The sequence below is a fragment of the Micromonospora sp. CP22 genome, from assembly GCF_009712475.1.
Classification (GTDB): domain Bacteria; phylum Actinomycetota; class Actinomycetes; order Mycobacteriales; family Micromonosporaceae; genus Micromonospora.
On sequence record NZ_VCJO01000002.1, the window covers coordinates 461,747 to 480,853 of the forward strand.

At 73.0% G+C, this 19,107-nt stretch carries 20 protein-coding genes; 19 read left to right on the plus strand and 1 reads right to left on the minus strand.

The annotated features are described in order from the left end of the window. Position 1: 1 nt before the first annotated feature. The 19 genes from FF096_RS05410 (at position 2) to FF096_RS26520 (ending at position 17,581) form a co-directional block, all read left to right on the plus strand. Positions 2-1,186, plus strand: coding sequence for a CaiB/BaiF CoA-transferase family protein (locus FF096_RS05410; RefSeq protein WP_155215224.1), 1,185 nt, complete (start codon positions 2-4; stop codon positions 1,184-1,186). A 118-nt stretch (positions 1,187-1,304) separates the two neighbouring features. Further along, entirely contained in the window at positions 1,305-2,042 is a 738-nt protein-coding gene (gene fabG, locus FF096_RS05415) for a 3-oxoacyl-ACP reductase FabG (protein ID WP_155215225.1), read from the plus strand. After that, positions 2,039-2,929 carry a hypothetical protein gene (locus FF096_RS05420; protein WP_155215226.1) on the plus strand — a complete coding sequence of 297 codons (891 nt, stop codon included), beginning with the start codon at positions 2,039-2,041 and terminating at the stop codon, positions 2,927-2,929. The genes fabG and FF096_RS05420 overlap by 4 nt, the downstream gene beginning before the upstream one ends. A gap of 37 nt (positions 2,930-2,966) precedes the next feature. Then, on the plus strand, positions 2,967-3,239 hold the full coding sequence (locus FF096_RS05425; protein ID WP_155215227.1) for an acyl carrier protein: 273 nt from the start codon (positions 2,967-2,969) through the stop codon (positions 3,237-3,239). 5 nt (positions 3,240-3,244) lie between these two features. Beyond that, positions 3,245-4,459 carry a beta-ketoacyl-[acyl-carrier-protein] synthase family protein gene (locus FF096_RS05430; RefSeq protein WP_309222732.1) on the plus strand — a complete coding sequence of 405 codons (1,215 nt, stop codon included), beginning with the start codon at positions 3,245-3,247 and terminating at the stop codon, positions 4,457-4,459. Continuing rightward, the gene (locus FF096_RS05435; RefSeq protein WP_309222733.1) at positions 4,456-5,478 is read left to right on the plus strand and encodes a beta-ketoacyl synthase N-terminal-like domain-containing protein; all 1,023 of its coding nucleotides are present in this window, start codon (positions 4,456-4,458) and stop codon (positions 5,476-5,478) included. The genes FF096_RS05430 and FF096_RS05435 overlap by 4 nt, the downstream gene beginning before the upstream one ends. Next, positions 5,469-6,584 (plus strand): beta-ketoacyl synthase N-terminal-like domain-containing protein, encoded by a 1,116-nt coding sequence (locus FF096_RS05440; RefSeq protein WP_309222734.1) that lies wholly within the window; start codon positions 5,469-5,471, stop codon positions 6,582-6,584. The genes FF096_RS05435 and FF096_RS05440 overlap by 10 nt, the downstream gene beginning before the upstream one ends. Beyond that, positions 6,578-7,357: a beta-ketoacyl synthase N-terminal-like domain-containing protein gene (locus FF096_RS05445; RefSeq protein ID WP_155215229.1), complete on the plus strand. Its 780-nt coding sequence runs from the start codon at positions 6,578-6,580 to the stop codon at positions 7,355-7,357. The genes FF096_RS05440 and FF096_RS05445 overlap by 7 nt, the downstream gene beginning before the upstream one ends. Continuing rightward, positions 7,354-8,136: an alpha/beta hydrolase gene (locus FF096_RS05450; RefSeq protein ID WP_309222735.1), complete on the plus strand. Its 783-nt coding sequence runs from the start codon at positions 7,354-7,356 to the stop codon at positions 8,134-8,136. Before FF096_RS05445 ends, FF096_RS05450 begins: the two co-directional genes overlap by 4 nt. Continuing rightward, positions 8,133-9,047 (plus strand): thioesterase family protein, encoded by a 915-nt coding sequence (locus FF096_RS05455; protein ID WP_309222736.1) that lies wholly within the window; start codon positions 8,133-8,135, stop codon positions 9,045-9,047. Before FF096_RS05450 ends, FF096_RS05455 begins: the two co-directional genes overlap by 4 nt. After that, positions 9,044-9,721: a 2-hydroxychromene-2-carboxylate isomerase gene (locus FF096_RS05460; RefSeq protein WP_155215230.1), complete on the plus strand. Its 678-nt coding sequence runs from the start codon at positions 9,044-9,046 to the stop codon at positions 9,719-9,721. The genes FF096_RS05455 and FF096_RS05460 overlap by 4 nt, the downstream gene beginning before the upstream one ends. After that, on the plus strand, positions 9,708-10,463 hold the full coding sequence (locus tag FF096_RS05465; protein WP_375335289.1) for a class II aldolase/adducin family protein: 756 nt from the start codon (positions 9,708-9,710) through the stop codon (positions 10,461-10,463). The genes FF096_RS05460 and FF096_RS05465 overlap by 14 nt, the downstream gene beginning before the upstream one ends. Before the next feature lie 10 nt (positions 10,464-10,473). Beyond that, positions 10,474-11,991 carry an AMP-binding protein gene (locus tag FF096_RS05470; protein WP_155215231.1) on the plus strand — a complete coding sequence of 506 codons (1,518 nt, stop codon included), beginning with the start codon at positions 10,474-10,476 and terminating at the stop codon, positions 11,989-11,991. Continuing rightward, positions 11,988-13,238 (plus strand): cytochrome P450, encoded by a 1,251-nt coding sequence (locus FF096_RS05475; RefSeq protein ID WP_155215232.1) that lies wholly within the window; start codon positions 11,988-11,990, stop codon positions 13,236-13,238. Before FF096_RS05470 ends, FF096_RS05475 begins: the two co-directional genes overlap by 4 nt. 14 nt (positions 13,239-13,252) lie before the next feature. After that, positions 13,253-13,468 carry an MbtH family protein gene (locus FF096_RS05480; protein WP_155215233.1) on the plus strand — a complete coding sequence of 72 codons (216 nt, stop codon included), beginning with the start codon at positions 13,253-13,255 and terminating at the stop codon, positions 13,466-13,468. Between the two features lie 59 nt (positions 13,469-13,527). Next, positions 13,528-14,859, plus strand: coding sequence for a condensation domain-containing protein (locus tag FF096_RS05485; RefSeq protein WP_155215234.1), 1,332 nt, complete (start codon positions 13,528-13,530; stop codon positions 14,857-14,859). Next, positions 14,859-15,149, plus strand: coding sequence for a phosphopantetheine-binding protein (locus FF096_RS05490; RefSeq protein WP_155215235.1), 291 nt, complete (start codon positions 14,859-14,861; stop codon positions 15,147-15,149). Before FF096_RS05485 ends, FF096_RS05490 begins: the two co-directional genes overlap by 1 nt. 6 nt (positions 15,150-15,155) lie before the next feature. Continuing rightward, positions 15,156-16,298 (plus strand): acyl-CoA dehydrogenase family protein, encoded by a 1,143-nt coding sequence (locus FF096_RS27205; protein ID WP_309222737.1) that lies wholly within the window; start codon positions 15,156-15,158, stop codon positions 16,296-16,298. 59 nt (positions 16,299-16,357) lie between these two features. Then, positions 16,358-17,581 (plus strand): cytochrome P450, encoded by a 1,224-nt coding sequence (locus FF096_RS26520; protein ID WP_309222738.1) that lies wholly within the window; start codon positions 16,358-16,360, stop codon positions 17,579-17,581. 28 nt (positions 17,582-17,609) lie between these two features. Here the strand turns inward: FF096_RS26520 and FF096_RS05505 are convergent, their stop codons facing one another. Next, positions 17,610-19,079 (minus strand): aldehyde dehydrogenase family protein, encoded by a 1,470-nt coding sequence (locus FF096_RS05505; RefSeq protein WP_309222739.1) that lies wholly within the window; start codon positions 19,077-19,079, stop codon positions 17,610-17,612. Positions 19,080-19,107 lie beyond the last annotated feature (28 nt).

Sequence of the window (19,107 nt, forward strand, 5' to 3'; positions counted from 1 at the left end):
GATGGACCGCGAGCAGTTCTTCCGTGACGCCCGCGACGACCTCGACGGGCCGCTGCACGGCGTCCGGGTCCTCGACGTGACGAAGGTCTGGTCCGGGCCGCTGGCCACCTGTGTGCTGGCCGATCTCGGTGCCGACGTCGTACGGGTCGAGCTGCCCGGTGGCCGCGACGGTGAGGTGCCACCCGCGATCCCGGGCACCGGCCTGTCCTGGTTCCGCGAGAGCGTCAACCGCAACAAGCGCAGCGTCGGCGCGGACCTGCGGACCGACGAGGGCCGACGCACCCTGCTCTCCCTGGTACGCGTGGCCGACGTGCTGGTCGAGAACTACCGTCCCGGCGTGCTGGAGGGGTGGGGCGTCGGCTATGCGCAGTGCCGGGCTGTCCGACCGGAGCTGGTCTACGTCTCGGTGTCCGGCTGGGGTCAGTACGGTCCCGGCATCGACCGGTCGGCCTACGACCCGGTGGTGCAGGCCGACGGCGGGTGGATGGCGCTCAACGGACCGCCTGACGGGCAGCCGGTACGCGCCCCGACGTTCCTCGCCGACGAGTTGGCCGGGCTGCACGCCGCCATCGCGGCGCTCGGTGCGCTGGCACACCGGTGGCGTACCGGCGAGGGTCAGCACGTCGACGTCGCCATGCTCGACTCGCTGCTGTTCAGCAGCAGCGGCCTGCTGTCGCTGGCGGCGGCCGGTGCCCCACCGCAGCGGATGGGCAACCAGACCGACTTCGTGGTGCCGGCCAACGTCTACCACTGCCGCGACGGCGACATCTACCTCGCCGTATCGCTCAACCGTCACTGGCGGCGGCTGGCCGAGCTGATGGGCCGCCCGGAGCTGGCCCGCGATCCGGCGTTCGCCACCAACCGGGACCGCCTGGCCAACCGGAGCCTGGTCAACGCGATCGTGGCGGGCTGGTGCGCGACGGTGACCGTGTCGGCGGCGGTGGCCGCGCTCACCGAGGCCGGCCTGGCCGTGTCGCAGGTGCGAAAGCTGCGCCAGGTCGCCGACGACCCGCAGGTACGGGCCCGGCAGATGTTGCAGCGGACCCGGCTGCACAACGGCACCGAGGCCGAGCTGACCGGCCCGGCCGCCAAGTTCTCCCGCACTCCCACCCGGATCCGCCGGGCCGCCCCGGCGGCCGGCGCGGACACGGCCGAGGTGCTCGAGGAGTGGGCCGCCGACGCCTGAGTGGCGTGTGGTCTCCGCTGCTCGAACGCGTTGCCACCGGCGGATTTCCTGGGCGATGGTGCACCCAGCCCGAGCTGTCGGGCAGCACCCCCAGCACCCTGCCCCGTCGGGAGGCGAGATGACTCGGCGCGTCGCGCTCGTGACCGGTGCCTCACGAGGAATCGGCCGGGCCGTCGCGCTCGACCTGGCCCGGCGCGGCTACGCGGTCGCCGGTTGTCACGCCCGGGAGAGCGACGAGGCGGACCGGACCGCGATCGACCTCAAGGCGCTCGGCGTGCCGGCGATGATGCGGGTCTGCGACGTGGCTGACCCCGACGCGGTCGACGACCTGATCACCGCGGTGGAGAAGGAACTCGGCGGCCTCGACGCGGTCGTCAACAACGCCGGGATCACCCGCGACGCCCCGCTGGTGCTCTCCTCCTCGGCGGACTGGGACGCGACGATCGCGACCAACCTCACCGGCACCCGCAACGTGTGTCGGGGGGCCGCGTTCCGGTTCATGAAGCGGCGGGCCGGTGCGATCGTGAACATGTCGTCCGTCGCCGGTGTCACCGGCAACAACGGCCAGACCGCGTACGCCGCCACCAAGGCCGGCGTCATCGGGCTCAGTCGGTCGCTGGCCAAGGAGGTCGGCGCCTACGGGGTACGGGTGAACGTGGTCGCCCCCGGCTTCATCGAGACCGACATGACCGCAGGGCTGAGCGGCCGGCTGCGCGACGACGCCCTGCGCCGGGTGCCGCTGCGCCGATTCGGTGCCGCCGAGGACGTCGCTCCGCTGGTCTCGTTCCTGCTCTCCGAGGACGCCGGCTACATCACCGGCCAGGTCTTCCGGGTGGACGGAGGTATCGCGCTGTGACGATCCAGATTCCGACGGCCGCGCCACTGGCGGCGTACGACAGGTGGTGGCCGAGTGCCACGACCGGACCGCTGGTCCTGCACGCCCGCAAGGTGGTCGAGGCCACCGAGCCGTCGCTGCGCGGCCACTTTCCCCGCTTCCCGATCTACCCGGGCGTCTTCGTGCTGGAGACGCTCAGCCAGCTGATCCGTGCCGGGCTGCCGGGTGGGACGGCACGGGTGTGCCGGGTTTCGTCCCTGCGGCTGATCGCGCCGCTGCTGGTCGGTGACGAACTGTCGATCGAGGCGACCGCCCGACCGCAGGAGGGGTCCACCTGGGAGGTGTCGGCGACCGGCACCCGACGGGACGGAAGTGTCTGCGCGACGATGCGGGTCACCTGCACCACCGCCGGCGGGTCGGCACCGGCTGGCGACGGCGTGCTGGAGCACTCCCAGATCCGCGCCCTGCTGCCGCAACGCTTTCCGATGCTGCTGGTCGACCGGGTGCTGGAGTTGCGGGCGGGTGAGTCCATCACCACCACCAAGGCGATCACCGCGAACGAGCCCTGCTACGCCGATCTGCCGGACGACGCCGCGCCGTCGTGCTTCGCGTACCCGGTGTCGCTGCTGGTTGAGTCGCTCGGGCAGAGCGCCGCGCTGCTGTGGCAGCACAGCGAGTCGTCGGCCGAGAAGCGCGGACCACGCCGCCACCTGCTGTTCCTGACCGCCCGGGGCTACGAGGTGTCGGGCGAGGCATACCCCGGCGACGTGGTCCGCCACGTGGTGCGGCTGGACCAGGTGGTCGCCGACACCGGGTTCTGCCACGGCGAGAGCTGGGTTGGCGACCGCCGGATCGCCCGGGTCGAAACCCTGATGGCGGCGCAGCGGCCGGACGAGCAGCTGCGCTGAGCAACCCCCTGCACCCAACGAGCAGAGAGGTACGCCCATGAGCAACACCGACGAGGCCGGCGACCCGCGCGAGCGGCTGGAGGAGCTGCGCGGCATCATCGCCGAGGTCCTGGAGATCGAGCCCGAGGAGCTGACTGACGACAGCGACTTCATGGAGGACCACGACGCCGACTCGCTGCGCGCCATCGAGATCCTCGCCCGGCTGGACAAGCGGTACCACGTCGAGATCCCCCAGTCGGAGCTTCCCGAGCTGACCAATCTCAAGGCCGTCTACGAGAGCCTCAGCCGGCACGCGGGCTGGCGGGACTGACTTCCGTGCGCGTCGCGGTCACCGGGCTCGGCCCGGTCTCCAGCATCGGGATCGGCCCGGCCGAGTTCGCCGCCGGGCTGCGTGCCGGCCGGTCCGGCATCTCGGAGATCACCAGCTTCGACGCCAGCGGATTCCCGCGCCGTCGGGCCGGTGAGGTTCGCGGGTTCGACCCGCACCGCTCGTTGCGGCGGCTGAAGCCGGAGCACTGGGGGCGGTCGAGCCAGTTCGCGGCGGCCGCCGCCCGGCTCGCGGCCCAGGACGCCGGGCTCGACCTGGACCGGCTGCCCGGCGGTCCGGAACGGGCGCACGCCGTGATCGGTACGACCAGCGGCGAGTCGGTGGCGGTGGAGGCGTTCACCGCCGCTCGTGTCGCCGATGGTGACGGCTTCGCGGGCATCGACCCGGACCTGGTGGCCCAGCTTCCGGCCGGGCGGCTGGCGCACGGGGTCAGCGAGGAGCTGGGGCTGGCCGGGGAGTCGGTGACGCTCGCCACCGCCTGCTCGGCCAGCAACTACGCCCTCGGGTACGGCTTCGACCTGCTCGTCAGCGGCGAGGCGGACGTGGTCTTCGCCGGTGGCGCGGACTCGGTCTGCCGTTGGGCGCACGCCGGTTTCTTCCGGCTCGGTGCGCTGGCGGCGCAGGACTGCGCACCGTTCGACCGCGATCGCGACGGCATCCTCACCGCCGAGGGCGGGGCTGTGCTGGTGTTGGAGACCTTCGAGCACGCGCGGGCCCGGGGCGCGCGGATCTACGCCGAGCTGCTCGGACACGGGCTCAACTGCGACGCCAAGCATCCGGTGGCTCCGGAGTGGACCAGCATCGCCCGCTGCATCCGCATCGCCCACCAGAACGCCGGTGTCGGCCCGGCCGACGTCGACTACGTCTGCGCCCACGGCACCGGCACCCCGGCCAACGACGCGGTCGAGGCGAAAGCCCTGGTCGAGGTCTTCGGCGCGGCCCTGCCACCGGTCAGCTCGATCAAATCCCTGATCGGGCACACGATGGGTGCCGCGTCCGGCTTCGGGGCGATCGCCAGTGTGCTCGCCATCGACCAGGGGTTCCTGCCACCGACGGTGAACTGGTCGAATCCCGATCCGGAACTCGCCGGAGTCGACCCGGTGCCCAACGTGGCCCGACCGGCGACGGTCCGGGTGGCGCAGAACAACGGCTTCGCCTTCGGCGGCAACAACTCGATCGTCATCTTCGGAGCGGTCCGGTGACCGCGCTGCGGGTACGCGGACTCGGCGTACTGCTGCCGTCGGTGACCGCCCCCGACGACCCGTCGTTCCCGGACCGGCCGGTGCACGCGGTGGACGGCTTCGACGTGCGGGAACGCCTCGGCCGTCGCGGCACCAGCTTCTTCGACCGGACCACCGCCCTCGCCGTCGCCGCCTGCGCCGACGCCCTGCGCGACGCTGGCGTCGACGCCGGTGCGCAGCAACCGCAGGACCGGATCGGGGTGGTACTCGCGACCACGCTGGGCAGCTTCCGTTCGACCAGTGACTTCACCCGGGAGACCCTGGTGCAGGAACGGCCGTACCTGGTCAACCCGATGCTCTTCCCCAACACGGTGATGAACTGTGCGGCCGGGCAGTCCGCGATCCGGCTCGGTCTGCGCGGGGTGAACGCCACCGTGGCCGGCGGACCGGTGGCGTTCCTGCACGCGCTGCGCTACGCCGCCGATGTCCTCGCCCGGGGCTACGCCGACCTGATGGTGGTCGGCGCGGCCGAGGAGCTGTCGCCGCACCGGGTGTGGTCGCAGGTGCTGACCCGGGGCGGCGGTGGCGCGGCCTGCGGCGAGTCGGCCGCCGCGTTCGTGGTCGGCCGCGACGACGACGGCTCGACCGGCGGGACCGGGACGCGGATCCTGGCCGCCGCGGCCGGGTACGGCCCGGACGGTCGCCGGGCCGAGGCGTTGTCCGGTTGTGTGCGTCGGGCCCTCGACCGGGCCGGTGTCGCCGCGACCGAGGTCGACCTGGTCGTCACCGCCGAGACCGGCCCGGACGATCACGGTCAGTTCGAGGCGGCCACCCGGGCGCTCGGACACCGCCCCCGGCACCGGCAGGTCACCGCCGCGTTCGGCGACTGCGACGCCGCGACGCCTGCGGTCGGTCTGGCTCAGCTGATCCTCAACCGGCGGGCCCGTCCCGAAAAGCCCGGCACCACCGCCCTGCTCGTCGCCGAGGGCCTCGACGGTGCTGCGGCGGCGGCGCTGGTGAGGAGCCCGCAGTGCCGGTGATCGCGGCGACCACCCAGCTGACCTGCTTCGGCGACGGCTCACGGACCTGGGCCGCGTTGACCGACGGCCGCTGCGGTGCCCGCCCTTTCGACGCCGCCACGGCGGCCCGGCTCAACGTCGGGGCCACCTATCCGATCGCCGGCCGGGCAGACCGGGGACGGGCGGCCGACTGGCTCGCCACGGTGCTGCGGGCAGCCGCCGCCGAGGCGGGTGTCGACGCCCGTCGGGAACGGGTCGTGGTGGTGGTCGGCACCGGCCTGCGGCAGTTGGCCGACGTCGAACGCTGGGCGCTGGACGACACCCCGTGCCCGGTCGACCAGCTCCACTTCGGGTCGGCGGTCCGGGCCGCGCTGCCCGGCGTGAGGGAGGTGGTGACCCTCGCCAACGCGTGCAGCGCGGGTGGGCACGCGCTGGCCCTGGCCCAGGACCTGGTCGAGGCCGGTGAGGCCGACGTGGCGGTCGCCGCCGCCGCGGACACCGCCACGCTGTCGATGCAGGCGATGATCGGCAAGGTGGCCGACCGGCCCACCGCACGGGTACGTCCCTTCGACCGCGACCGCACCGGGGTGCTGCTCGGTGACGGCGCCGCCGCCGTGGTGGTGACCCCCGTCGAACGCCCGGGTCCGCGCCTGGCCCACCTGCTGGCCACCGGGTTGTCCTGCGACGCGGTGCACGAGACCGCGCCCGACGTCGGCGGGATGACCCGGGCGATGCGCGACGCGTTGCTGCGGGCCGACCGGGAAGCCCGCGACGTCCGGGTCGTGGTGGCGCACGGCACCGGCACCGCGCTCAACGACCCGACCGAGTGCCAGGCGATCCGCGAGGTGATCCACGCGGACCAGGGTGATCCGTGGGTGACCGCGCTCAAGGGCGCGATCGGCCACACCTCCGGGGCCGCCGCGCTGTGCGGGGTCGACATCGCCGTACGCGGGCTGCGGCTCGGTGCGGTGCCGCCGGTGGTCGGGCTGGGCAACCCGCTGGCCGAGGCGGACGGCGTACGGCTGGTCCGGGACCACCCGGTCGCGGTGCCCGGCTCGCTCACCCAGATCAACTCGTTCGGCTTCGGCGGGGTCAACGCCGTGACGCTGCTGGAGCCGGCATGCTGACCGCGACGTTGGCGCTGCGCGGGTGGGGCATACACCTGCCGGAGAGCGACCCGTCCGCCTGCCGGCCCGACGCCGCCGCCGAGCTGCTGGGCCGCAAGGGCCTGCTCGGCCGGGACGACGCGACCCGGCTGGCGCTCTGCGCGGTGCACCGCGCGCTCGGGCTGGAGGCCGGCGTACGGCCCGGTGGCGACGCACGGACCGATGTCGCGGTGGTGGCGTGCGGCAACCTCGGCAACGTCGACACCGTCGCCGACCTGGCCCGGACCGCGACGACCGACGGCGTCCGGGCGGTCAGCCCGCTCGCCGCCCCGAACGCGTCGAGCAACGTGATCGCCAGTGTGGTCGCGATCTGGTTCCGGTTCGCCGGCCCCAACCTCATGGTCTGCTCGGGTGCCGCCGCGAGCTATGACGCGTTGGCGACCGCCGCGCTGCTGCTGCGCGCCGGGCGCGCCCGCCGGGTGGTCGTGGTGGGTGCCGAGGCGGCGACCGGCACGGCGACGGCCCTGTACGGGCAGTCCCTCACCAGCGGTGCGGCGTGCGTGATCGTCGAGTCCGCCCCGGACGGGGTGCGGGTGCGGCTCAACGGCAGCGTTCCCGCGCCGGTCACGGTGGCGTCGTGGGGCGACTGCTACGGCGCCCAGGGGTTGGTCGGCGTCGCACTCGCGGCCGACCGCGTCCGCGCCACCGGGGGCCCGGTCGAGGTGTCCTGCGGTGGCGGGACCGACGGCTACCGGTCGCTGACCGTGTCCTCCGGATCGGTGGGTGCCCGGTGAGCGCGGCGGCGAACGGCCCTCGGTGGCTGGCGGACGGCCCGCCCGATGCGCCCCTCGCGGTGCTCGCGCACGGGCTGGAGGACTCCTGGCGTACCTGGCTGCCGCTGGCCGACGTCCTCGGGCAGCGGTGGCGGGTGGCCGCACTCGACCTGCCGTGGCGGCCGGGCACCGACTACCGGTGGCGGCACCGGCCGGCTGCCGACGCGCTCGCCGACGCGGTCGACGGGCTCGGCGCGGAGATCGATCTGCTGGTCGCCCACTCCTACGGTGCGAACGCCACGTTGCACCTGTTGTGCCGGGACGCGCTGCCGGCCCGACAGGTGGCGCTGATCTGCCCGCTCTACCGCCCTCCCGGCCGTCCGGTGACGTGGGCGCTGTTCGACCGCGCACGGGCCGCATTCGAACGGCACATCCACGAGTCGCTGCGCAGCCGCCAGGGCGAGCGTCTGGCCCGTACGCCGGACGACGTGCTGGCGACGATGACCCGCAAGGCGATCGACCGGGCCGGACCGGCCGGCTTCCTCGCGGTCTTCGAGCAGTACGTCACCAGTGCCGCGCTGCCGCTGGACCGGGTCCGCCCGCCGGTGCTGGTGCTCGGCGGCGGTGACGACCCGACCCTCAGCCCGGCGGCGGCCGGTGCCCTCGCCCGGGCGCTGCCCGACGCCCGACTCGTCGTCGACGACCGCTACGACCACTTCTGCCACCTGCGGCACCCGGCCGAGGTCGCGGCCCGGCTGTGCCGTTTCGCCGCACGCCCGGAATTCGAGGAGGTCCCGTGACCCCGACCGTCGTGGCGGGCCGCCCCCGCTTCGAAGGGGCCAACATCCGCACCTGGATCGGCTTCAAACACTTCATGTACCTGGTCGAGGAGGCCGTGTTGCAGTGGCTGCGCGACCACGGCCACCCACCCGGGCAGCTGTTCCACCGGCACGGGCTGGGCGTGGAGATCGTCGACTGCTCGGTGCAGCTACCCGCCGTACTCGACATCGACGACGAGGTGGACGCACAGGTGGATCGGGGGCGCGGCGACCGGCTCGACGTCACGCTCCGGGTCCGCCGCGACGGTCGGGACGTGACGGTGGCCCGCGCCTCGGTGCGACTGGCCCTGGTACGCGAGCGCACGGCCGAGGAGTCGACACCGGTAGCCCCCGACCTCGCCCCGTGGGTGGTCGACGACCTGGGCGGTGCGGCCGACGCACCCGGGTCACGCCCCTACGACCCTCGGCGGCCGGTGCGTGACCAACTCGTCGACCCCGACTCACCGGCCCTGTACTGGCCCTGGCGGGCCCGCTACTTCTACTGCCACTACTCCGACCGGGTGCAGCACTCGGCCTACGTACGCTGCGTCGAGGCGGCCGTGGACCGGCTGTTGGAGGCGCGCGGCATCTCGGTGGGCCGGCTGCTGGCCGAACGTGCCTGGATTCCGGTGGTGTCGCGGGCCCGGGTGCGGATCCACCAGGCCGCGCACATGGAGGAGACGGTGCACACCGTCGTCGACGTCGACTCGGTGCTGCGCGAGCAGTTGTTCGAGGTCCGGCTCACCTGCCACGTGGTGCGCGACGATCGGCTGTTGACGGTGGCCGAGGGCCGGGTGCTGCACGGTTACGCGATCAGCCGGGGCGACCGGGCCGGCGAGGTCGCCCGGCTGGGACCGGACATCGTCGCCACGCTCACCGGGAGTGCGCGATGACCCGACGGGCCCGGTTGTACTTCTCCTTCCGCAGCCCCTACAGCTGGCTGACCGTGCGACGGCTGCGGGCCGCCGTGCCGGACGCGTTCGACGCGCTCGACTGGCTGCCCTACTGGGACCCTGACGGTACGACCGCCGGGCTGCTCGCCGAACGCGGCGTCGACCTGCACTACGGCCAGATGAGCCGGTCCAAGCACCGGTACATCCTGCTGGACACCAAGCGGCTGGCCACCGCCGACGGCGCTGCCATGGCCTGGCCGGTCGACGTCGATCCGTGGTGGGAGCCGGCGCACCTGGCCTGGCTGTGGGCCCGCCGGTCCGGCCGCGCCGAACCGTTCTACGACGCCGTCACGGCCGCCCGCTGGGAGCGCGGGGAGAACATCTCCGACCCGGCGGTGGTGGCCGCCTGCGCCGCTCAGGCCGGACTCGACCCGGACGTCGCGGCGGCCTGCGCCGACGACCCAGAGCTGCGCGCGGAGGGCGTGGAGTGCCTGTCGCACGCCTACCACGACGACGTGTTCGGGGTGCCCTACCTGAAGCTGGGACACCACCGGTTCTGGGGCTACGACCGGCTCGACGCGTTCCTCGCGACCTGGCCGCGACCGACCGAGCCCCCGAGCCCACCGCCGGTGACCACGGCGTACGACGCGGACACGGCGGGTGGCTGTGGCTAGCGGCGGCCGGCGGCGGCGCACCGTCGAGGAGGAACGGCGACACCGGCGCGAGCGCCTCGCGGCGGCGCTGCGGCTGTTCGCCCGGCTCGGGTTCGACGAGGGCGCGGGCGGACACATGACGGCCCGTGACCCGGAGCACCCCGACCACTTCTGGATCAACCCGTTCGGCGTCCACTTCGGTCATGTCCGGGCCAGTGACCTGCTCCTGGTCGACCAGACCGGCTCGGTGATCTCCGGGGAGGGCCGGGTCAACCCGGCCGGTCTCGTCATCCACACCGCCGTGCACCATCGGCGGCCGGACGCGGTGGCCGCGGTGCATCTGCACTCCACCTACGGTCGGGCCTGGTCGACGCTGGGTCGCCTACTCGATCCGATCACCCAGGACGCCTGCGCCTTCTTCGAGGATCACTCCGTCTACGGCCGGTACGGGGGCGTCGTGCTCGCCACAGAGGAGGCCTGGCAGATCGCCGACTCCCTGGGCACGGGCAAGGCCGTCATCATGCGCAACCACGGACTGCTCACGGTCGGCGGTTCGGTGGAGGAAGCGGCCTGGTGGTTCATCTCGATGGACCGTTCGTGCCAGGTGCAGTTGCTGGCCGAGGCGGCCGGCACCCCGATACCTCTCGACCCGGAGACCGCGCGGTCCACCCGCGACACGATCGGTAGCCCCGGGATCGCCCGACTCAACTTCCGGCCGTTGTACGCCGACATCGTGCGTACGCAACCCGATCTTCTTGAGTGATGGGGGTGACATGGCGGAGCTGTTGATCGACCTCGCGTCACGTTCGCCAGCCGAGACGGCGCTGGTCGACGAGCGCGGCTCGACCACCTGGCGGGAGCTCAACGACCGGGTCAACGGGTGGATCACCGAGTTGCGCGGGCACCGGGTGGCAGCCGGTGACGCGGTGGCCGTGATGGCCGGCAACCGCCGGGAGACCTTCGAGGTGGTGCTGGCCGGGCTGCACCTCGGGGCGACCGTGGTGCCGGTCAACTGGCACCTCACCGCCGCCGAGGTGGCCCACATCCTGACCGACGCCGCGTGTCGTCTGCTGGTCGTCGACGCACCCCGCGCCGCCGTGGCCGCCGACGCGGTGGCCCGTTGCGACGGCCCGCGCCCGCTCGTGATCGACGACCGGACGCCCACCCCGGACACCACCGAGCCGGACGGCCAGCGGTGCGGCGCCCTGCTGCTCTACACCTCCGGCAGCACCGGCCGACCCCGGGGGGTGGCCAATCGACTCTTCGTCGCCGACGCCCCGTTCTCCCGCGTGGGCCGCCTGGGTGACTACGCCGCGCGGACGCTGCGGCTCCCGGCGGGGGGACGGACGCTCGTCGTCGCCCCCTGGTATCACTCCGCGCAACTCTTCTTCGCGCTGCTGCCCCTGCTGCGCGGCAGCACCCTGGTGATCGAGGAGCGGTTCGACCCGGTCCGCACGCTGTCCACCATGACCCGACACCGGGTCACCACGGCACATCTGGTGCCCACCCACTTCGTCCGGATGCTGGCGCTCGACCCGGCGGTACGCGACGAACTCACCCCCCGGGACCTGCGGCTGGTCTGGCACGGCGGCGGCCCCTGCCCGGTCGAGGTGAAGGACCGGATGATCAGGTGGTGGGGTCCGGTGCTGCTGGAGTACTACGGCGCCACCGAGTCGGGGGCGCTCACCGTCATCGACTCGGTCGAGGCCGGCCAGCGGCCGGGCAGCGTCGGCCGGGCGCTGCCCCCGCACGAGATCGTCATCCTGGACCCGGCCGGACGCCCACTACCGGCCGGGCAGACCGGCACCGTCTACGCGCGACGGATCGGCGGGAGCGGGTTCCACTACCACAACGCCCCGGCCGAGACCGCCGCCGCGCATCGCGCCCCCGACCTGTTCACCGTCGGGGAGATCGGTCACCTCGACGGCGACGGATACCTCTACCTGACCGGACGTGCCCGCGACGTGGTGGTCACCGGCGGGGTCAACGTGCACGCCGCCGAGGTCGAGGCGGTGCTGCTGCGTCATCCGGAGGTCCGGGACGCGGCCGTCGTCGGGGTGCCCGACGACGAGTACGGCGAGCGGGTGGTCGCGGTGGTGGTGGCCGCCGAGCCGGACCACGCCGACGAGTTGCCGAAACGCCTCGACCGGCACACCCGGAAGACGTTGGCCGGATTCAAGGTGCCGCGGGCGTACCGGCTGGTCGACGCGCTGCCCCGCGACGACACCGGCAAGCTCCGCAAACAACTCGTCCGGCGGATGCTGGCCGACCTGCCGGGCGGTGGCTCATGAACGTCAGCCTGCCCACAGCCGACATCGCGCACCCCGCCACCTACGCGCGGGGGGTTCCGCACGACGAGTTCGCCCGACGCCGACGCGAGGAGCCGGTCGGTTGGGTCACCGAACCGACTCTCGTCCGCCGCTCGACCGCCGGGTCGACGGTGCAGCGGGGCACTGGCTTCTGGGCCGTCACGACCCACGCGGAGATCGTCGACGTCTGTCGGCGGCGGGACGAGTTCTCGTCCAGTCGCCGGGGCGCGTTCCTGGTCGACCCGCGTACCAAGGCCGACCTGGAACGGGCCCGGCAACTCCTGGTCAACATGGACGCCCCGCAGCACACCTGGATCCGCCGGGCGATCTCCCCCGCGTTCACCCCACGATCGGTCCAGCGGTTGGCGGCGGACGTGGGCGGGCACGCCCGGTCGACCGTGGCACGGGCGATGGCAGGCGACGACATCGACCTGGTCCGCGACCTCGCCGCCGAACTGCCGCTGCTGGTGCTCGCCGACCTGCTGGGCCTGCCACCGGCCGACCGGGGGCTGCTGCTGCGCTGGAGCAACCACCTGGTGGGTTTCGACGACCCCGAGTTCGGCGGTGGCGACATCGAGGCGTACCGGCAGGCGCTGGGCGAGGCACTGGCCTATGCCGCAGCACTGGTCCGCGACCGTCGGCGGCGGCCCCGGGAGGACCTCGTCTCGGCGTTGGTGGCGGCCGAGGTCGAGGGACGCCGACTCACCGACGCCCAGCTCTGCCAGATCTGGCTGTTGCTGATCGTCGCCGGTAACGAGACGACCCGGCACCTGATCTCCGGTTCGCTGGCCCTGCTGATCGACGAGCGCGTCGACGCGTCCGGACCGGGTGCCGTCGAGGAGTTGCTGCGCCTGGTCAGCCCGATCACCCAGTTCCGCCGGACGGCGACCCGCGACACCACACTGGCCGGTACCCGGATCGCCGAGGGCGACAAGGTGGTCCTCTACTTCACCTCGGCGAACCGGGACGAGCGGGTGTTCGCCGACCCGCACCGGTTCCGGCCGGACCGCCCCGACAACCCGCACCTGGCCTTCGGCATCGGCCCACACTTCTGCCTCGGCGCCCATCTGGCCCGACTGGAACTCGCCGAGTTGCTGACCGCCATCCGTCCCTACCTGCCCCGGCTGCGACTCGCCGGCCCGGTGGTCCGGTTGCAGTCGAACTTCGTCAACGGGATCAAGACGATGCCGGCCGCGCTGGAGCCCGCGCCCAGGTCGACCGGCAGATGAAAGGAGCGCCCATCATGGAGGAGAGCGAGCGGTACCGGTTCGCCGTCGTGCACAACGACGAGGACCAGTACTCGATCTGGCCCGACGACCAGGAGCTGCCCCCTGGCTGGCAGCGGGAGGGCACGGCCGGTTCACGGCAGCAGTGCCTCGACCACATCGCCGGGATCTGGACGGACATGACGCCGCGCAGCCTCCGTGCGGCGCTCGCCCGCGACGCCGCGGACCGCTGAGATGGTGTACGGCCTTCTCAGCGGTGCGTATCCGACCGACGCCGACCTACGCTCCGGCCATGCGTGAATCGCCGGCCTCGGTGGGCCAACGACTGCTCTGGTTGATGGACCACTACCAGGGCGGCCGGCGGAGCCTCACGCAGCAGGTGTTGCTGCGGCGCGACACGGTGGACGTCGGTCGGCTCCGCGAGGCGTTGACCCTGCTCGGCGACCGCCACGAAGCACTGCGGACGAGACTGGTCGAGCGTCGCCGCCAGTTGATGCAGCAGGTCTGCCCGAACCGTGAGCCGGACCTCGACGTCGTCGACCTGACCGGCGTACGCGACCCGGTCGACGCCCTGCGCGACGCGCTCGCCACCGACCTGCGTCAGCGAGTGCCCGTCGAGCAGTGGCCGACCCGCACCACGCTCTACCGCCTGCCCGACCGGGCCGTCGTCTGCCTGAGCATGCACCACCTGATCACCGATCACTCGTCGAACGGCCTGGTGTTGCGCGACCTGCGCACGATCTACGAAGCCCTCGCGGAGGCCACACCGCCCGATCTACCCGAGGTCACCTGGCAGTACGCCACCTGGGCGCAGTGGCAGCGGGAACGGCTGGCCGGGGAGAGCCGCCGTCGGCTCGACACGTTCTGGCGGGACACCCTCGACGGAGCCAGCCTGCCGATGCTGCCGGTCCGGAACCCGGAGCCGGTCGACTCCGGTTCGGCCCGCGTACGTTTGGCCGAGCCGGTGGTCCGGTCCCTGCGCGCCCTCGCGCGGACCCACCGGACCAGCATGTTCGCCGTCCTGCTGGCGGTCTTCTACACCCTGCTGCACCAGCGCACCGGCCAGGCGGACCTGACCGTGACCTCGCTCTTCGCGAACCGGGCCCGCTCCGAGGTGGCCAACACCCTGGGTTTCTTCGTCAACCAGGTGGCACTGCGCAGCCAGGTCGACAGCGGCGAGCCGTTCACCGCGCTGGTGCGGCGGGTCCGGGGCGCCACCATCCGCGCCCTGCCGCACCAGGACCTGCCGTTCCACATGCTGCCGCCGGGCATCGTGCAGTCCCCCAGCGGCCGGGCCGACCAGGTGGTCTTCCAGATGCTCGACCCCGGCACGACCCGTGGTGACATGCGCGGTGACCACCTGGCCGACCTGGAGCCGCAGACCCGCAACACCCGCTTCGACCTCGAACTGCTCGTGGTGCCGATCGGCGACTCGCTGGTCGTCCAGCTCCGGTACACCGACCGGCTCTTCGACGACACGACCGCGCGGGCCTTCGTCCGCGACTTCGGGTACCTCGCGGATCGGTTCGGACGGCAGCCCGACGACCCGGTCGGCGACGCGGTCAGCCAACTCGCCCGCACCGAGGCAGCACGACCATCCCCCACCCTGACCGAGGAGCAGTGATGAGCCAACCGACCGTGACGGCCGACCAGATCACGGCGATCGTGCGTGATCTCGCCCCCGCGCCCAACGACGACCTCGGACCCGATACCCGGCTCGTCGAGGATCTCGGATACCACTCGCTGGCATTGCTCGAACTGGCCTTCGCCCTGGAGGACGAGTTCGACCTGGAGCCGATCGACGAGCAGACCGCCCGGCGGATCACCACCGTCGGCCTGGTCGTCGAGACCGTGCTGGAGCGGATCGCGGAGCGGGACGGCGCACCCTCGGCTCCGGTGACGGACCGGGCCTGATCCACCGTGCGGACCGATGCCCTCGACCGCGTCGACGCGGTGGTCGGCGCGCTCACCGCCGGTGCCGACGAGGCCGAACGTAGCGCCCAGCTGCCGGCCGACACGGTGACCGCCCTGCGCACGGCGGGGCTGTTCCGGATGGTCGTGCCGGCCCGGTACGGGGGCGACGAGTTGCCCGTCAGCGAGGTGCTGCCGGTGCTCGCCGCCCTTTCCCGTACCGACCCGTCGGTCGGCTGGGTGGTCGGCCAGGTGGCGCTGTCGCAGCTCATCATCGGTTGTGGCGGTCCGGAGACAGCCGCCGAGGTCTACGCCGACGGACCCGACGTGGTGGCGGCCGGCGCGGTGGCGATCAAGGGACGGGCCGCGTCGACTGCGGACGGATGGCAGGTTAGCGGTCGCTGGCCCTTCGTCTCCGGATGTCGGCACGCGTCCTGGTTCTATCTCAACTGCGCCGTGCAGGACGGCAGGAGCCTGGCCCGTGGGCCGGACGGCGAGGTGTCGAGCCGGATGGTCGTGCTGCCCGCGTCCGCTGTCACGATCGAGCCCTCCTGGCAGGCGCTCGGCCTGCGCGGCACCGGCAGCCACGACGTCACGGTCACCCGGGCGCTCTGCCCGGACCACCGCGGCTTCACCGGGTCGCGGACCGACCCGGGGGCGGAGGTGGTCGCGGACCGGGTCGCCACGTCCAGTCTGATCATCGCCGCCGTCGCCCTGGGTATCGCCGAGGGTGCCACCACAGAGCTGATCGAGCTGGTCATGTCCGGGAAGCGACCGGCGTTGAGCCGGGTGCCGCTGTCCCGGTCGCCGCAGCTCCAGGACCAGCTCGGCGAGGCGGACGTGCGCTGTCGGGCGGCCCGGACGGTCCTGCTCGACGCCGCACGGGCGGCCGAGCAACAGATCGAGGCGTCACCCGCACGTCGCCGGGCACGCACCCGGGCCACCGCCGCACATCTCATCGCCGAGGCGACCGCGGTCGTCGACACGGCCTACCGGCTCGCCGGTGGCACCGCCGTCTACGACTCGTGCCCGCTACAGCGCCGCTTCCGCGACATGCGGACCGCCGCTCAACACTTCGTGGCCGGCCGCCAGTCCTTCGCCGCGCTCGGGGCGTCGCTGGTCGGTGAGACACCGGACGACGGCGGCCGATGAGGCGGCCTGATCCTCCGGCGCGGGTCGGCCGCGATCAGGGAACTCAACTGGAGGTCACGGTGCCCGTCACCGCAGCCAGATTCGACGCGCTGGATCCGGCGCTGCTCGTCGATCCGTACCCGACCTATGCCCGCCTGCGCGAACAGGCCGCCGTGTGCCGGGGCGGCCCGGCCACCTGGGTGGTGCCCCGATGGGCGGAGGTGGCCGAGCTGCTGCGCGATCCCCGGCTCGGGCACGGTTTCGCCGCCACCGGTGAGTCGAACCTGCTGCGGCTGGCCTACTCGGTCGCCGGTGGCCGGGCGGACACCGCGCTCACCCGGATCGTGCCCCGGCTGCCCGGCAAGGACCACGTGCGAGTTCGCCGGTTGATGGCCCAGGCCCTCAACCCGGCCGCCGTACGCGCCATCGCCGCGGACGTCGGCACGTGGATGGACCGGTTCCTCGACGACGCCGTACAGCGCGGCGGATTCGACGCGATGACCGACCTGGCCCTACCGCTGCAAACCGCCGTCGCGTGTGAGCTGCTCAGCGCACCGGCTGCCGACCGGCCCGACATCGTCCGCCGGGCCATCGACGTCGGCCGGGCGTTCATCCTCATCCCGTACGTCGCCGAAGGTGGGATCGCCGCGCAGCACGAGGCGATCGGCTGGTTGCGCGACTACGTGGCCGAGCTGGTCGCCGCCCGACGCCGCGTGCCCGGTGACGACCTGATCTCCCGTCTCACCCGGGTACGCCACCAGGGCACCGTGCTCTCCGACGACGAGATCGTCGACAACGCGGTGTTCCTGCTCTTCGCCGGTTTCGAGACCACGATCCACCTGGTTGCCGGAGGCTGCGCCGCTCTGGCCGGGCATCCCGACGCCTGGAGGCAGCTCAGTGGTCGGCCGCAGCTGGCGGCCAACGCGGTCGAGGAACTGCTGCGCTACGACGCGCCGATCCAGTGGGTCGCCCGTCTCACGTCGGCGCCGGTGCAGATCGCCGACCGGACGATCCGTAAGGACCGTGCGGTGTTGCTGCTGCTCGCCTCGGCCAACCGCGATCCACGGCGCTTCGCCGACCCCGACCGGCTCGACCTGACCCGCCACCCCAACCCGCACGTCAGCTTCGGCGGGGGCCCGCACACCTGCCTCGGTACGGTGCTGGCGCGGGCTCTGGGCACGGTGGTGTTCGAGCGGCTGGCCTCCCGCGTCGACTCGCTCGAACCCGCCGGCGAGGCGGTACTCCGCCCCCACTTCAACCTGCGTGGACACCACCAGGTCCCGCTGGCGGTGACGTCTCGGTAGGAGCGTGTGTGCCCTGCTCTACACGCGCTCAGCGGCCGAACCAGACGGCCTTCGGACGCCGGAACTCCTCGACACCGGCCCGGCCGCCGAGTCGGCCGTACCCGCTGTGCCCGGTCCCCCCGAACGGCGTCGCGGGGGACAGCCCGGAGAAGCCGTTGACCCACACCGCCCCCGCGTCCAACGCCCGGACCAGGCGGTGCGCCCGACGCAGGTCGGTGGTGTGCAGGTAGGCCGCCAACCCGTAGCGGGTGCCGTTGGCCACGGCCACCGCGTCGTCCTCGGTGGAGAATCGGGAGAAGGCCAGCACCGGCCCCAGGACCTCCTCCTGCACCAGCTCGGCGGCCGGTTCGACGCCGGAGAAGACGGTGGGAGCCACGAAGTACCCGTCAGCCAGGTCGCCGCCGAGCCGCTCGCCCCCGATGACCAACTTGCCCACGGCGGCGTCCCGGCGGGCCCGGTCGATGACCTCGGTGCAGTGGTCGACGGCCGCCTGGGACACCAGCGGGCCGAGCACCGTGCCCGGCCGCTGCGGGTCGCCGACCACCAGCTTCGACAGCCGGCTCAGGACCAGGTCGAGCACCCGGTCGTAGACGGAGTCCTCGACCAGGATCCGGCTGGCCCGCGCACAGGCCTGCCCGTTGAGGATCACCGCACCGGACAGGGCCTGCCGGGCCGCCGCCCGAAGGTCGGCGTCGGCGAAGATCAGGTGGGCGGAGCTGCCACCGAGTTCGAGACTGGCCGGGGTGAGCCGCTCGGCGGCGGCGGTCAGGATCCGGCGGGCGGTCGGGACACCGCCGGTCAGGTGGATCTTGTCGACCCCGGCGGTACGCACCAGCGCCTCGCCCCCGACGGCGTCGGAGGTGACCACGTTGACCAGGCCGGTCGGTAGGCCCGCCCGCCGGCAGTGCTCACCGATCCGCACCGCGGTGAACGGTGCCAACTCGGACGGCTTCACCACCACCGCGTTACCGGCCGCCAGCACCGGCCCGAGCACCTGCCCGAGCATGGCCACCGCGCCGTTGTAGGGCAGCAGGGCGGCCACCACACCGTACGGCTCGTCGAGGGTGTGGCTCCAGCCGTGACCGACCGCCCCGGCCACCACCTCGCCGCCGGACTTGTCGATCCAGCCCGCGTTGTAGCGCAGGAAGTCGGCGGCCACCTGGGGCGTGGCGGCGGCGAACTGACGGGGCAGGCCGATCTCCAGGACCTGCAACTCGGTGAGCGTCTCGGCGTCTTCGATGATCAGGTCGGCCAGTCGCAGCAGCGCGTCGCGTCGACCGGCGGGCGGCATCGCCCACCAACGGGGCAGGGCGGAACGGGCGGCGGCGACCGCCGCCGACATCTCGGCCGCCCCGCCGCCGACCACCTCGACGGTGGGTCGACCGGTCGCGGCGTAGTGATGACGGTAGATGCCGCCGGTCGCCGACGGGACGTGGTCCCCGCCGATCAGGACGGCGCTCGTGGGGATGCGGTCGAGCGGTGGATCGAGAACGGCCACAGCCCGGATGCTAATCGTCGTCCCTGCC

What these genes read in the sequence shown, in the direction of transcription:
- FF096_RS05410 (WP_155215224.1), top strand. Translation starts at nt 2, where the DNA reads ATGGACCGCGAGCAGTTCTTCCGTGACGCCCGCGACGACCTCGACGGG.
- fabG (WP_155215225.1), top strand. Translation starts at nt 1,305, where the DNA reads ATGACTCGGCGCGTCGCGCTCGTGACCGGTGCCTCACGAGGAATCGGC.
- FF096_RS05425 (WP_155215227.1), top strand. Translation starts at nt 2,967, where the DNA reads ATGAGCAACACCGACGAGGCCGGCGACCCGCGCGAGCGGCTGGAGGAG.
- FF096_RS05445 (WP_155215229.1), top strand. Translation starts at nt 6,578, where the DNA reads ATGCTGACCGCGACGTTGGCGCTGCGCGGGTGGGGCATACACCTGCCG.
- FF096_RS05460 (WP_155215230.1), top strand. Translation starts at nt 9,044, where the DNA reads ATGACCCGACGGGCCCGGTTGTACTTCTCCTTCCGCAGCCCCTACAGC.
- FF096_RS05470 (WP_155215231.1), top strand. Translation starts at nt 10,474, where the DNA reads ATGGCGGAGCTGTTGATCGACCTCGCGTCACGTTCGCCAGCCGAGACG.
- FF096_RS05475 (WP_155215232.1), top strand. Translation starts at nt 11,988, where the DNA reads ATGAACGTCAGCCTGCCCACAGCCGACATCGCGCACCCCGCCACCTAC.
- FF096_RS05480 (WP_155215233.1), top strand. Translation starts at nt 13,253, where the DNA reads ATGGAGGAGAGCGAGCGGTACCGGTTCGCCGTCGTGCACAACGACGAG.
- FF096_RS05485 (WP_155215234.1), top strand. Translation starts at nt 13,528, where the DNA reads ATGCGTGAATCGCCGGCCTCGGTGGGCCAACGACTGCTCTGGTTGATG.
- FF096_RS05490 (WP_155215235.1), top strand. Translation starts at nt 14,859, where the DNA reads ATGAGCCAACCGACCGTGACGGCCGACCAGATCACGGCGATCGTGCGT.